This is a genomic window from Acetatifactor muris (genome assembly GCF_024623325.1).
GTDB classification, from domain to species: Bacteria; Bacillota; Clostridia; order Lachnospirales; family Lachnospiraceae; genus Acetatifactor; species Acetatifactor muris.
In genome coordinates this window covers 24,240-37,771 of sequence record NZ_JANJZD010000016.1, presented here as the reverse complement: position 1 = coordinate 37,771, position 13,532 = coordinate 24,240, and the positions used below count along the sequence as shown (strand labels likewise).

The 13,532-nt window shown below is 49.6% G+C and carries 12 protein-coding genes; 11 read left to right on the top strand and 1 reads right to left on the bottom strand.

All coding sequences use genetic code 11. The annotated features are described in order from the left end of the window. Positions 1-275 precede the first annotated feature (275 nt). From NSB25_RS15720 to NSB25_RS15690, 7 genes are all read left to right on the top strand, one after another. Complete coding sequence (locus NSB25_RS15720; RefSeq protein ID WP_146039941.1) at positions 276-1,259, top strand: Rpn family recombination-promoting nuclease/putative transposase; 984 nt, start codon at positions 276-278, stop codon at positions 1,257-1,259. 105 nt (positions 1,260-1,364) lie between these two features. After that, positions 1,365-1,556, top strand: a complete 192-nt coding sequence (locus NSB25_RS15715; RefSeq protein WP_103237632.1) for a hypothetical protein — start codon at positions 1,365-1,367, stop codon at positions 1,554-1,556. Between the two features lie 76 nt (positions 1,557-1,632). Then, positions 1,633-4,080, top strand: a complete 2,448-nt coding sequence (locus NSB25_RS15710) for an adenylyltransferase/cytidyltransferase family protein (protein ID WP_242982239.1) — start codon at positions 1,633-1,635, stop codon at positions 4,078-4,080. A gap of 257 nt (positions 4,081-4,337) precedes the next feature. Next, a complete protein-coding gene (locus NSB25_RS15705) occupies positions 4,338-4,532 on the top strand; it encodes a hypothetical protein (protein WP_103237631.1) in 195 nt (64 codons plus the stop codon). Next, complete coding sequence (locus tag NSB25_RS15700) at positions 4,529-5,788, top strand: sugar phosphate isomerase/epimerase family protein (protein WP_103237630.1); 1,260 nt, start codon at positions 4,529-4,531, stop codon at positions 5,786-5,788. Before NSB25_RS15705 ends, NSB25_RS15700 begins: the two co-directional genes overlap by 4 nt. Positions 5,789-5,975: 187 nt before the next feature. Continuing rightward, complete coding sequence (locus NSB25_RS15695; protein ID WP_103237629.1) at positions 5,976-6,917, top strand: sugar phosphate isomerase/epimerase family protein; 942 nt, start codon at positions 5,976-5,978, stop codon at positions 6,915-6,917. Positions 6,918-7,104: 187 nt separating this feature from the next. Further along, entirely contained in the window at positions 7,105-7,464 is a 360-nt protein-coding gene (locus tag NSB25_RS15690; RefSeq protein WP_103237628.1) for a transcriptional regulator, read from the top strand. A 128-nt stretch (positions 7,465-7,592) separates the two neighbouring features. Here NSB25_RS15690 and fliD read toward each other — a convergent pair whose 3' ends face one another. Further along, positions 7,593-8,891 carry a flagellar filament capping protein FliD gene (fliD, locus tag NSB25_RS15685; protein WP_103237627.1) on the bottom strand — a complete coding sequence of 433 codons (1,299 nt, stop codon included), beginning with the start codon at positions 8,889-8,891 and terminating at the stop codon, positions 7,593-7,595. A gap of 263 nt (positions 8,892-9,154) precedes the next feature. On the opposite strand from fliD, the gene NSB25_RS15680 reads away from it, so the two are divergent. The 4 genes from NSB25_RS15680 to NSB25_RS15665 all read left to right on the top strand — a co-directional run bounded on the left by NSB25_RS15680 (position 9,155) and on the right by NSB25_RS15665 (position 13,440). Beyond that, the gene (locus NSB25_RS15680) at positions 9,155-10,771 is read left to right on the top strand and encodes a xylulokinase (protein ID WP_103237626.1); all 1,617 of its coding nucleotides are present in this window, start codon (positions 9,155-9,157) and stop codon (positions 10,769-10,771) included. A 71-nt stretch (positions 10,772-10,842) separates the two neighbouring features. Continuing rightward, on the top strand, positions 10,843-11,544 hold the full coding sequence (locus tag NSB25_RS15675; RefSeq protein WP_103237625.1) for an L-ribulose-5-phosphate 4-epimerase: 702 nt from the start codon (positions 10,843-10,845) through the stop codon (positions 11,542-11,544). Positions 11,545-11,656: 112 nt separating this feature from the next. Next, positions 11,657-12,499, top strand: coding sequence for a transketolase (locus tag NSB25_RS15670; protein ID WP_103237624.1), 843 nt, complete (start codon positions 11,657-11,659; stop codon positions 12,497-12,499). After that, entirely contained in the window at positions 12,499-13,440 is a 942-nt protein-coding gene (locus NSB25_RS15665) for a transketolase family protein (protein ID WP_103237623.1), read from the top strand. Before NSB25_RS15670 ends, NSB25_RS15665 begins: the two co-directional genes overlap by 1 nt. Positions 13,441-13,532: the final 92 nt, after the last annotated feature.

Genomic DNA, 13,532 nt, shown 5'->3' with positions numbered 1-13,532 from the left:
AGATCTGATTCGATAAGCAGGATATTCTAACCGCGGGCAGACAGTCCGTGAGACCTTAACAATCTGAGTTTCTGTCATTCAAAATCCCTGCTTACTATCACAAAATATGAATTGAGCAGGGAGAAGATGGCGGTGTGCTTCAATGCTGCTGGGAATTGGCAATATTCTGGCACATCCTGACTTTACAACGAAAGCGATACAAAGGTCTGATTCTTGTATTCGTCAGTAAGACAGGCCGGTTCGCCTGCACTTCCTTCCCTGCGGAAAGGCGGAACATGGGAGAACCCAACAATGCGCTGAGCGTGTACATGAACAGGCCGGACAGGATAAAGTCTGTGTTGGAGTACTATTTGGGAGAAAAGCTGCCACAGGACTGGCAGTGCGAAGAGGTGAGAGGCCTTACTACCCTTCGGAACGGGAAGGGGAAACTATCCTTTCGGCAGAGGGATTTCTATGGGAGGGGCCATGCCTGGGGGAAGGATTTCTGGCTGGGGATTGAGAATCAGGACAGTATCAATCTTATTTTTCCATGGCGGATGATGGAACTGGACAGCCTGGCTTATGGGGCAGAAATAGAAGAAATTCAGGAGAAGAATAGTCAGGAAAATGTGCATTATGGTATAGAAGATGATTTCAAGTACCATTACAGGAAAGAGGACCGTCTGGAACCGGTACTGAATCTTACATTATATTGGGGCAGGCAGGAGTGGGTGAACCCTTTATCCATCGGAGATATGGCGGATATAGACACGCTGCCAGAGGCATTGAAAGGGCTGTTTGAGGATTATAAGGTGCACTTGATTCCTATGCGTTCCATTCCGGATCCTGAATTGGAGAAGATGGGTTCCGATCTGAAATATGTATTGGGACTGATGAAGCGTACCGGCTCAAAGAAAAAGTATGTGGAATATATTCAGAAGAATCGAGAATATTTCAGCCGGATACCAAAGAGTGCGGTGGATGTGATAGATGCATGTACGAATATAAAGAATATCAGGGAGCATATGCAGTTTCAGGATGCGCAGATTACCCGGAGCGGAGAGGAGGAAGCGGATATGTGTTATGCGTTGGATGCCATTATCAGAGATGCGGAGAAGAAGGGGAAACGTCAGGGAGCCAGGCAGGGTGTGAAGCAGGGAATAGACCGAACAAACAGATTAATACAACTGCTGCTTGCAGACGGCAGGCAGGCGGACCTGTTGAAATCCACCACGGATACGCTTTTTCAACAAAAATTATTCAAGGAGTATCACATCTGAAAGAAATGAGGGAATCTTGATTTAGGGGAAGGAAAACGACTTTCTGAATACAAGGCACGGAGAGAATGCAAAAGTTATAGTAAAACGAGCGGGGAGGAAGCAGATATGTGTTATGCGTTGGATGCCATTATCAGAGATGCGGAGAAGAAGGGGAAACGTCAGGGAGCAAAGCAGGGAATAGACCGAACAAACAGATTAATACAACTGCTGCTGGCAGACGGCAGACAGGCTGACCTGCTGAAATCTACCACGGATACGCTTTTTCAACAGAAGCTATTCAGAGAGTATCATATTTAAGAAAATGCAGGCATTATGTTTGACAGGCAAAAGAAAGCAAAATATTTTCTGAATACAGAGTGTGGAGAGAATGAAAATGTCACAATCGGAAGAATTGATAAGAGATATGCAGAAAGGGTTGCTGCAGTGGTATGATTTTACAGCCTGCCTTTCTGTACAGGATGAGAAGAGGGAAGAGGGAAAGAGGAGGGCCGGTGCGGATGGATGCAGGCCGGACGCCTGTATTCTATATATAGGTAAACTTCAGGAACCTCTGGCGGAGCTGTTCACAACGCATTTCCCACAGATGCAGACGGTGTGTGCATCCATAGAGGAGACGCTGGAGGAGAACTGGCGGCAGGCATATGGGAATTATTTTGATTATCTGATTGCCATTGAGACACTGGAGCAGCAGTCGAATCCGGAAGCGATCCTGCGAAGCTGGAAGAAGCTTCTGAAGCCGTCAGGCAGAATGCTTCTGGGAATGAACAATCGTTTCGGGATCCGATATTTCTGCGGGGACAGAGATCCTTATACAGAGCGGAATTTTGATGGGATAGAGAATTACCGCAGAGCATATTCCAAAAAAGAAGACATTTTTCGGGGACGTATGTATGATCAGGAAGAGCTTCGGCAGATGCTGACCAGTGCGGGATGGAATTCCTGTCGCTTTTATTCGGTGATTTCTGATTTGCGGAATCCGGCGTTGATTTATGGGGAGGACTACCTTCCCAGGGAGGATCTGGCCAATCGGGTGTTCCCTGTGTATCATAATCCGGAGACCATATTCCTGGAGGAGGAAAGTCTGTATGGAAGCCTGGCTGAAAACGGATTGTTCCATAAGATGGCCAATGCCTGGCTGATTGAGTGTTCTTTGGACGGAGAGCACTCCGATGTGCTTCATGTCACAAATTCCATGGAGCGGGGCAGGGAGCATGCACTTATCACCGTGATCCATAAGTCCGGAATCGTTGAGAAGCGGGCCGCTTATGCGGAGGGACAGCGTAGGCTGGAGAAACTGGTGGAACATGGCCGGGAACTGGCGGGGTATGGAGTTCCGGTGGTGGAGGCCAGGATGGAGAACGGCGTCTATGTCATGCCCTATATAGAGGCGGAGGTGGGCCAGGTTTACCTGAAAAGGCTGCTGCAGACGGATCAGGAGAAATTTCTGCAGGAAATGGACCGGTTTCGGGATTTGATTCTGCAGTCTTCCGAGTCGGTGGAGGAGACTGAGGAAAGTGGAAAAAGTGCAGAGATTCAGGAGAAAACCAGGGAGAGGGGAAAAAGCGCAGAGCCTTCGAAGGAAGCCCGGGAGAAGGGAAATGGTATGGAGCCGGACAGAGGAGAGAACCAGGGAGTCATTCTGCGGCGCGGATACTTGGATATGGTGCCCCTGAACAGCTTTTATATAGATGGGCAGTTCGTATTTTATGATCAGGAATTCTGTCAGGAGAACTATCCGGCCAATGCGATTATCACCCGGATGATTGCCACATTTTATGCGGGAAATGTGGAACTGCAGAAGTTATTGCCGATGACCGCATTATTTGAGCGCTATGGACTGACGAAGAATCTGGAGCTGTGGCGGAGAATGGAATGGACTTTTCTCACGGAGCTTCGGAAAGAAAAAGAACTCCGCCGATATCATGAGCTGCACCGGTGTAACGGGGAGACAGTCAATTCCAACCGCCAGCGCATGAATTATTCGGATGAGGCTTACCAGCGGCTGTTTATTGACATTTTCCGCAATGCTGACACAAGGAAACTCATTCTGTTCGGATCCGGCATTTTTGCAAAAAAGTTTCTTGCCCTGTACAGTCAGGATTATCCGGTATATGCGATTATTGATAACAGTCCGGAAAAGTGGGGACAGGAGCTTGAGGGAATCCCCATACAGTCGCCGGAGCTGTTGAACCGGCTGCAGAGCGGAGAGTATAAGGTACTGATCTGTATCAAGAACTATCTGTCTGTCATGAAGCAGCTGGATACCATGGGAGTGACAGAGTACAGCATTTATGATTCCCACAGGGATTATCCCAGGAAGAGGAAGCCTGTTGTGGAAGCAGGGTATGCGGAGGCAGGCAGTCCGGGGATATGGGGAAAGGGCAGAGAGCCGAAAAAATATCATGTGGGTTATATTGCGGGAGTATTCGACCTGTTCCACGTAGGACATCTGAATATGTTCCGGCGGGCGAAGGAGCAGTGCGACTATCTCATTGTCGGCGTGGTCTCGGATGAAGGCGTTCGGAAGTACAAGGAGGTAGATCCCTTTATTTCTTTTGCCGAGCGGATTGAGATGGTGCGTGCCTGCCGTTATGTGGATGAGGCGGTGGAGATTCCCCTGAACTATGGAGGTACCAGGGACGCCTGGCGTCTGCACCATTTTGACTGTCAGTTTTCAGGAAGCGATTATGTGAACAATCCGGACTGGCTGGCGGAAAAGGAATTCCTGGAGAAGCATGGGGCTGAGATGGTCTTTTTCCCTTATACAGAGACCACAAGTTCCAGTCGGATCAAGGCGCTGATTGAGAAGAAGCTTTTGTGATTCTATTGTTTGCATATCGAATGAAAAACCAGTCATTGCATTCTGTAATAGGATATGTTATAGTAAAAGTCATGAAATATATTCAATAAGCAGGATATTCTGACCGCGGGCGGTTAGCCCGCGGGTACCTGACAATCTGACTTTCTGATATTCGAAATCCCTGCTTACTATCACAGAAAACTAATTTAGCAGGGAAAATCTGCGGAAAGGCGGAACTGGAGAAGAAGGATTCTGATCTGAAGTATGTATTGGGGATTATGAAGTGTAGCAAAGGCAGCAAAGATAAGAAGCATGTGAGGGACAGTCTGCAGTTTACGATGAATCCGGACAGTGGGGAGGAATCGGATATCTGCCTTTTGTCGGATACTTTTGAGAGCAGACTTCCAGGAGCGGAATTTCTGCGAAGCTGTGTGCTTACGAAATCAATGGAATCGGGAGGGAAGCCATTATGAATATTATATGCAGCCCGGCCGGCATTATGGATCCGGTGTTTCCTGGACAGGGGGTTCTGGACATGGCAGGAGCGGGATTTGAGAATACTGTGCTGGATCTGACCATGTATTGTTCGCCTGGAGAGCTGGAAGATGTAGGAAAGCCACAGACGACGGCGTGGAAAAGGAAGGAAGCGGCGCCGGAACAGAAGAAAAAAGTCCTGATTTCGGAAGAACCTGCCGGACTGTCACATGAGATAAAACCGTTTCTGGAGAAATGTGCCGAATCACGGATAGAGGCATCTGTCGCCATTGCACCCTGCCTGAAGTGGACCACGAGACGGGAAGATCTGGAAGCGCTTCTGACACAGCTGGCACAGGAAAGCCTGAAGGTCTGCGGTCAGACCGGGTGCCGGTATCTGATTGTACAGCCCCTTTTTTCCGGGGTGGCAAAAGGGGAGGAGTGGGAGAAGAATCGGGGATATTTTCTTGAGCTTGCCGGATACGCCAGGGAGAATGGAGTACAGATACTTCTTCAGAATCAGTGCCGTGATATAAACGGGCATCTGAACCGGGGAATCTGTTCCGCGCCTGAAGAAGCAGCTGACTGGATTGACCGGCTGAACCGGGAGGCGGGAGAGGAGCGGTTCGGGTTCTGCATGGATGTGGGAACCTATAATCTGTGCGGCCAGAATATGCGGGAGGCAGCTGTAACCCTGGGGAGACGTGTCAAGGCGGTTATTCTCAGGGACTGCAACGGACGGGACAAAAGTGCAATGCTGCCCTTCACCTGTGTGAACAGAGGGCGGTCAGTGACAGACTGGCTGGGGCTGATACGCGGACTGCGGGAAACTGGTTTTGACGGAGAATTAATTCTGCATTTTGAAGATACAGCATGTGCGTTTTCGCCGCTTCTTCGGCCGGAACTGATGGGCCTGGCGAAGGCCACGGCGGAGTATTTCCGGTGGCAGATTGGAATAGAGAATTTTCTGAAAAAATATAAATCTGTCGTGCTTTTCGGTGCAGGCAGAATGTGTCGGAATTACATGAAATGTTATGGGGAAAAGTATCAGCCCCTGTATACCTGCGATAACAATCCGGAGCTGTGGGGGACTAAGGTCTGCGGACTGCCGGTGAAAGATCCGGATTGTCTCAAGGAACTTCCGGAGGACTGTGCCATATTGATCTGCAATATTTTCTATCGGGAGATTGAGCAGCAGCTTCGGGCGATGGGAGTCGGAAATCCCATTGACTATTTTAATGATGAATATATGTAACGAACCATGATTCCTGTGTTGATACAGGCTGTGGATGATATGGGAAAGGGCCGGGATTCTTTTGGATGATTCTGGACTGTCGGGTAAAGTAAGCAGGACCAGGAAAGAAAAAAGTGGGACCGGAAAAGAAATAAAAGCAGAGCCGGACAGAAAACGGGAAATGGAAAAGAACGAGGAATAAAAAAGAATGAAAATCGGAGTACAGACAAAAAATGTAGTGACGGACGATAATCCGGAAGAGGGATTTTCTCTGCTGAAGCACGCAGGATTTTCCTGTGTGGACTTCAGCCTGAACGGGTATCTGGATAATCAGGCGCTTTACCGCGAGGAGGTAAATTCTTTTTTTGACAGGACGATTCAGGAGCTGGAGCATTTTTTTACGCCCCATAAAATCGGAGCAAAAGCGGCCGGTATGGAGATTGGTCAGATGCATATGCCGTATCCCAATTATGTGCCGAAGGGTGCCAGAGAGCTGAATGAATATCTGAAGAATGTGGTGGCGCCGAAAAGTATGCAGGTCTGTGCTTTTCTGGGTTGTCCGTATATTGTCATTCACGGGTTTAAGCTGGCGGAGCTTCTGGGCTCCGAGGAAGCGGAGTGGGCGGCGACGGAAAGCTTTCTGGATTTTCTTGCCCCGATGGCAAAGGAAATGGGAATTACCATGTGTGTGGAGAACTTATACTGTGGTATAGGTAATCATATTGTGGAAGGGCCCTGCTGTGATGCGGGAAAGGCCGCGGAGCGGATCGACAGGATGAATGAAAGATACCACGCGGAGGTGCTGGGATTTTGCTTTGATACAGGACATGCGAATCTGGTGGGAATTGACTTTGAGAATTTTATGGCTACGCTGGGATATCGTCTGAAGGTTCTGCATATTCACGATAATGACGGCATTGCGGATTTGCATCAGATTCCCTATACTTTTACCAGGACCCGGGAAAATAATTCCTCCACTGACTGGGATGGATTTGTCAGAGGACTGAGCAGAGCCGGATACAGGGGGACTCTGAGCTTTGAAACGGCGCCTGTGCTGACAGCGTTTCCGGGGAGATTGAAAGAGGATGTTCTGAGATTGATTGCGGGTATAGGAGAATGTTTCGCAGAAGGCATGCAATTATATTCTTAAAAGCGTTTGTTTAACTGTGAATTACCTGAATGTTGGATTTTTATGGAAAATCAGCCTGAAATTATTAAGGAATTCTAAAATTTATCAATTAAATTATTAATTTTTAGAATACCTCTTGCAATGGCATACGAAAAATCGTATATTATCCTTGTACGTTTAACTGATGCTTGATATGGAGGAAAAGAAAATGACAAAAGCAGAAATTTTGAAGAAGGAAATACTGGGACAGTATCGCAGTGTACGTCAGTTTGCACTGGAGATGGGAATCCCGTACAGCACTCTGGTTACGGCACTGGAGCGTGGCATAGAGGGAATGGCTTATGGTACAGTGATCAAAATGTGTGATAAGCTTAGTCTGAATCCTGTTGACTTCTCTTCTCTGGAGAGAGATACATCTCTGGGCGCACAGCTGCTGGAGAATCGTGTAATGCAGTATTATGTGAAGCTGAACCAGGTTGGCCGGGATAAGATCCTTGAGCTGATGGATGACTTTGTACAGATTGACAAGTACAAGGCAAAGGCAAAAAGAGGCAAACAGGACAAGTAAACAAAAGAAAAAAGATATCGGACAAAACATATAAAAAAGCTTCCCGCACAGAAGGGAAGCTTTTTTCGGCTGTCGTGGGGAATTTCCTGGAACACTGTAATTCCCTGGCTAAGGCTATAACCCGATTTTTAGAAATAGACATCAAACATCATCCCGGTGTAAGCGCTGGTCACATAGGGGTTGATGAAATTATGGCCGGGATTTTTATAGGCGACCATGACTTTCTCCACGTAATCCATGGGATTCAGAGATACCTGATTGCTCTTCCGCAGGAGCATGTCGGAGAAATTCTTCAGGGAACCGAAGGTCTCGTTGATGTCCGGGGACTGGGAGGCTGTCTGACGCAATGTGTCTTTGTCCACATTCAGGGTTCCGTCTTCCTTCAGATTCAGGCCCATGGGCTCCAGGGAACTGCTGTACACAGAAGCGATTCCGCTGAGTTCGCGTACCAGCTGCCTGCTTTTTGACTGTGTCTCAAGATAGGAAGAAGCCGCTTTGACGAAATCATTGTAGCCGCCTACCAGGTGAAAGACATTGTCGGTCAGGGATTCCACATCCGTTTTCAAACCGATCTGCACGGGCTGTTCATCGGGACTGAGGCCGGTGAGATGGACTTCAAATAATTTATCCAGAGTAAAGTGGTTGGACGGTGAAGTGCTCTCTGCTCCGTTGACTGAAAACTGTGCATTTGCAGGCTCCCGGCTGATATAGTCCAGACCCAGATACTCCACTGCACCTGCAGTTTTACTGGTATGGTCGTCACTGACAGTAAAAATCTGATTCTTCCCGGATGTCAGACCGGTGGACTCCGAAGTCAGCCGCAGGGAAGTACGCCCCTCTGACTCTGCAAGAGTTGCCCGGATGCCGATGTCGGAATTATTGATCAGTCTGACCAGGCGGTCCTGAACATCGCGGTTTGTCTCAGCTTCTCCTACCGAGAACTGAAATTCGTAATTCATGTCATTGATGCCGATATCAAAGGAATACGTATCCGGCGTCAGTGACGTCTTCACATTATTGGGCAGGAACAAGCCCAGGTTTTCCTGAGGAGCCGCCAGCGAATGGACTTCCAGCTGAAAGTCAGGAATTTCCTGTCCAACATCATCTCCGCCCACATAAGAAGCCACCGCCACACCTTCATCGGTGGAATAAGTGCTTTTCTTTCGGAAGAGGCCGTCTTTTTCCAGTCCGCCCAACTGTGCGATAGTATTATGGAGGCCCCGTGCATTTTCCTTCAGCTCGATGGCATAATGCTGTGTATCCTTACTGGTGGTGGGAAGATACCAGGGTTCTTCTTTATTCAACTTGACAATGGAATTGTATACATTGCGGAGCTCGCTTTTCTTATGGGAATCAAACCTGGTCAGCGGCTTCGGTGTATAAGTGGTGAGATAATTGTTATAGACGGTATTCATTACAGCTCCCATTGCCATTCCTCCTTTCGATGAATAAATTTCAATATATGATAACATTATACCACGCCGTTGCGCTGGAAACAAGTGGCAGATGAAAAATGACAGCGAAAAGACAGAGAAAAACGGACAATAATGTGCATATCAGTACAACGATTTAGCAAAAGCCGGAATCCTTACGAAAATATTGACTTTATGCCATATTTTTTCTATACTGATATAGTAAAACTATTGACATTCAGGAACGGAAATCGGGTGGAAGAGAGGTATAGCATAGCATGAGCGAAGCAATCAGGGAAGCAATTCAGGAAGGAAAGACAATTTTGGGGTTGGAGTTTGGCTCTACCCGCATTAAGGCTGTGCTGGTGGATGCATGTCATCAGCCGGTGGCCATGGGAACCTGGGACTGGGAGAACAGTCTGGAAGATAATATCTGGACCTACAGTCAAAAGGAAATCTGGGAAGGACTGCAGGGCTGCTACAGGAGTCTGGCGGAGGATGTGCAGGCGAAATACGGTGTGACCCTGACGAAGCTGGAGGCCATGGGCTTTTCCGGAATGATGCATGGCTACATGCCGTTTGACGGGACAGGAGAGCTGCTGGTGCCTTTTCGTACCTGGCGAAATACCATGACCGGAGAAGCCTGCAAAAAGCTGGTTCCCATATTCAATTTTAATGTGCCGCAGAGATGGAGCATCGCACATCTGTATCAGGCCATACTGAACGGTGAGGAACATGTGAAAGACATCAGCTACCTCACGACTCTGGCGGGATACATACACTGGCAGCTGACCGGTGCGGACAAAAGGGGAGGCGAACGTGTGCTGGGCGTAGGCGAAGCTTCCGGCATGTTCCCCATTGATTCCGGGATCTGTGACTATGATGCGGCTATGGTGGAGAAATTCGACGCTCTGGTGGCAGACAGAGGGTTTGGATGGAATCTGAGGGAGATTCTCCCCAGGGTGCTGCCTGCCGGGGAAAACGCAGGTGTGCTGACCGCCTTTGGCGCGAAGCTGCTGGATCCCAGCGGTAACCTGGAGCCCGGGGTGCCAATGTGTCCTCCGGAGGGAGATGCGGGCACTGGTATGACAGCCACCAACAGTGTGAGAGTGCGCACGGGAAATATTTCCGCCGGAACTTCCATTTTTTCCATGGTGGTAACGGAAAAAGCGCTTTCCAAAGTACATGAGGAAATCGACATGGTGACTACGCCGGATGGAAATCCTGTAGCCATGGTGCACTGCAACAACTGTACTTCCGACCTGAATGCCTGGGTGAATCTTTTTGAAGAATTTGCCGGGAAATTCGGGTTAAAGCCGGACAAAAATGAATTGTACGGGACGCTTTACCGGGAAGCGCTGGCAGGGGATACAGACTGCGGCGGACTGATGGCATATAATTACTTTTCCGGCGAGCCTGTGACAGGATTGAACGAGGGCAGACCGCTGTTCGCCCGAACACCTGATGCGAACTTTACGCTGGCGAATTTCATGCGGAGCCATCTGTACAGTTCTATGGCGGCGCTGAAAATCGGCAACGATATTCTTCTGAAAGAAGAGCAGGTAAAAGTGGACTCGCTGACAGGGCACGGCGGTCTGTTCAAGACGCCGGTGGTTGGCCAGCAACTGATGGCGGCGGCCATGAATGCGCCTGTGACGGTGATGGATACAGCCAGTGAGGGCGGCGCATGGGGAATGGCTGTGCTGGCGGCTTATATGGCGGAAAAGGAAGAGGGAGAGACGCTTCCCGATTATCTGAGCAATAAAATTTTTGCGGGACAGACAGGAACCACCATTGAGCCGAAGCCGGAAGATGTAGCCGGGTTTGACAGATTTATCGCAAAATATAAGAGCACGCTGCCGGCGGAGAAGGCTGCGGTTGAGGGGCTGGTATAAGCCGCAGATCAGGAGAAGAAAGCAAAATTATAAGAGGACGGAAAACAGAACAGAAAGGAAGGACAGGCGACATGTTAGAAGAGTTGAAAAAACTGGTATGTGAGGCAAACCGGGATTTGCCGAAGTACGGGCTGGTGACGTTTACCTGGGGGAATGTCAGCGCGCTGGACAGAGAGTGTGGCTATTTTGTCATCAAACCAAGCGGAGTGGAGTATGATAAGCTGACGCCGGAAGATATGGTGGTGGTAGACTTGAACAATAAAAAGGTGGAAGGACGTTATAATCCATCCTCGGATACGGCGACCCACGCGGAGCTTTATAAGGCATTCCCGGAAATCGGAGGGATTGTACATACCCATTCCACTTACGCCACCAGCTGGGCTCAGGCGGGCAGGTCGATTCCCTGCTATGGCACTACCCATGCTGATTATATTTACGGGGAGGTTCCCTGTGTCAGATGTCTGTTTGCGGAGGAAATCGCAGAAGCCTATGAAGAGAATACAGGGCATCTGATTGTCAACGAGTTCAAGCGGCTGTGCAAGGATCCCGTGTCTGTGCCCGCGGTTCTCTGTCAGAATCATGGCCCTTTCACCTGGGGGAAAGACGCGAAAGACGCCGTACATAATGCCGTTGTGCTGGAGGAAGTGGCCCGGATGGCTTATCTGGCAGAATGTATCAACCATCACATTCAGCCGGCGCCTCAGGAGCTTCAGGATAAGCATTACTACAGGAAACACGGCGCCAACGCGTATTATGGACAGGGAGAGCAGTGAAACTGCTGGACGAAAAATATAAACTGTGATAAAATTTTGACAGGATGATAACAAGCAGATCGTGTGGGGCGCGGACAGGTGAAGAGCTCCATACGGCGGAATGGAGGAGACGATGAACAATTTAGAACTGCAAAAGCGCGCAAATGACGTGCGAAAGGGCATTATTACGGCAGTTCACAGTGCGAAGGCAGGGCATCCCGGCGGATCCCTTTCTTCGGCAGATGTGTTTACCTATCTGTATTTTGAGGAGATGAATGTTGACCCGAAGGAGCCGGAGAAGGAGGACAGAGACCGCTTTGTGCTTTCCAAGGGACACAATGCGCCCGGACTGTACTCAGTCCTGGCTAACAGGGGCTTTTTCCCGGTGGAAGATCTGACCACGCTCCGGAAACTGGGCTCCTATCTGCAGGGGCATCCCTGTATACATATTCCGGGTGTGGACATGTCTTCAGGTTCTCTGGGACAGGGGATTTCCGCAGCCGTTGGTATGGCGCTGGGAGCGAAAATGAATGAGAAAGATTTCCGGGTTTATACGCTCCTGGGAGACGGAGAGATTGAGGAAGGACAGGTCTGGGAAGCGGCAATGTTCGCAGGTTTCCGCAAGCTGGATAATCTCTGTGTTATTGTGGACAACAATGGTCTGCAGATTGACGGTCCCATCGACCAGGTCTGCTCACCTTATCCCATCGACAAAAAGTTCGAGGCGTTTAATTTTCATGTGATCAACGTGGAAGCCCATGACTTTGACGCATTGCGGGCTGCATTCAGGGAGGCAAGAGAGACAAAAGGAATGCCCACCTGTATCGTGATGCACAGTCTGAAGGGCAAGGGTGTCTCCTTTATGGAGAACAGTGTGGACTGGCACGGCAAGGCTCCCAATGACGAGGAGTATGCGGTGGCGATGGCTGATCTGGATAAAATCGAGAAAGAATTAGAGAAAGCAGGTGAAGCATAATGGCAGACCAAATCAAAAAAGTTGCAACCCGTGAGAGCTATGGCAATGCGCTGAAGGAACTGGCGGAAGAATTCCCCGATCTGGTGGTGCTGGATGCCGATCTGGCAGCTGCCACCAAAACAAGTGTATTCCGTAAGGCATATCCGGACCGCCATATTGACTGCGGTATCGCGGAGTCGAATATGATGGGTGTGGCCGCAGGACTTTCCCTGGTGGGCAAGGTTCCTTTTGTGAGTTCCTTCGCCATGTTCGCGGCGGGGAGAGCTTTCGAGCAGGTGCGTAATTCCATCGGCTATCCTCATCTGAATGTGAAAATCGGTGCCACCCATGCGGGGATTACCGTGGGGGAGGACGGCGCAAGCCATCAGTGCAACGAGGATATCGCTTTGATGCGTACCATTCCGGGCATGGTAGTTATGTGTCCTGCGGATGATGTGGAGGCGAAGGCAGCCGTGCGCGCGGCGCTGGAACACGAAGGTCCCGTATATATCCGTTTTGGCCGTGCGGCAGTGCCTGTGATTAACGACAGACCGGATTATCATTTCGAGATTGGCAAGGGCTCTATTGTCCGGGAGGGAAGCGATGTGACCATCGTGGCTACCGGCATCTGCGTGGATTCCGCCATGGGCGCCGCGGAGAAGCTGGCCGCAGACGGTATCAGTGCCGAGGTGGTGAGCATTTGTACCATCAAGCCTCTGGACGAGGAGATTATCATTAACAGTGCGAAAAAGACCGGCAAGGTGGTTACCGTGGAAGAGCACAGTGTCATCGGCGGCCTGGGCAGCGCGGTCTGCGACTGTCTGAGTGCAAACCTGCCTACCAGAGTGAAGAAGCTGGGCATGCAGGATGTGTTCGGCGAATCCGGCTCCGCGGCGGCGCTGGTTGAGAAGTACGGGCTGGACGCGGAAGGCGTGTATAAGTCTGTGAAGGAATTTGTGTAGGGCTGTGATAACAGGACTGTCGCATTAAGATGGGAGCATGCCGAAGATTATGACAAAGTATCTGTTTGATATCGAAGAAGAAAAAATATGTA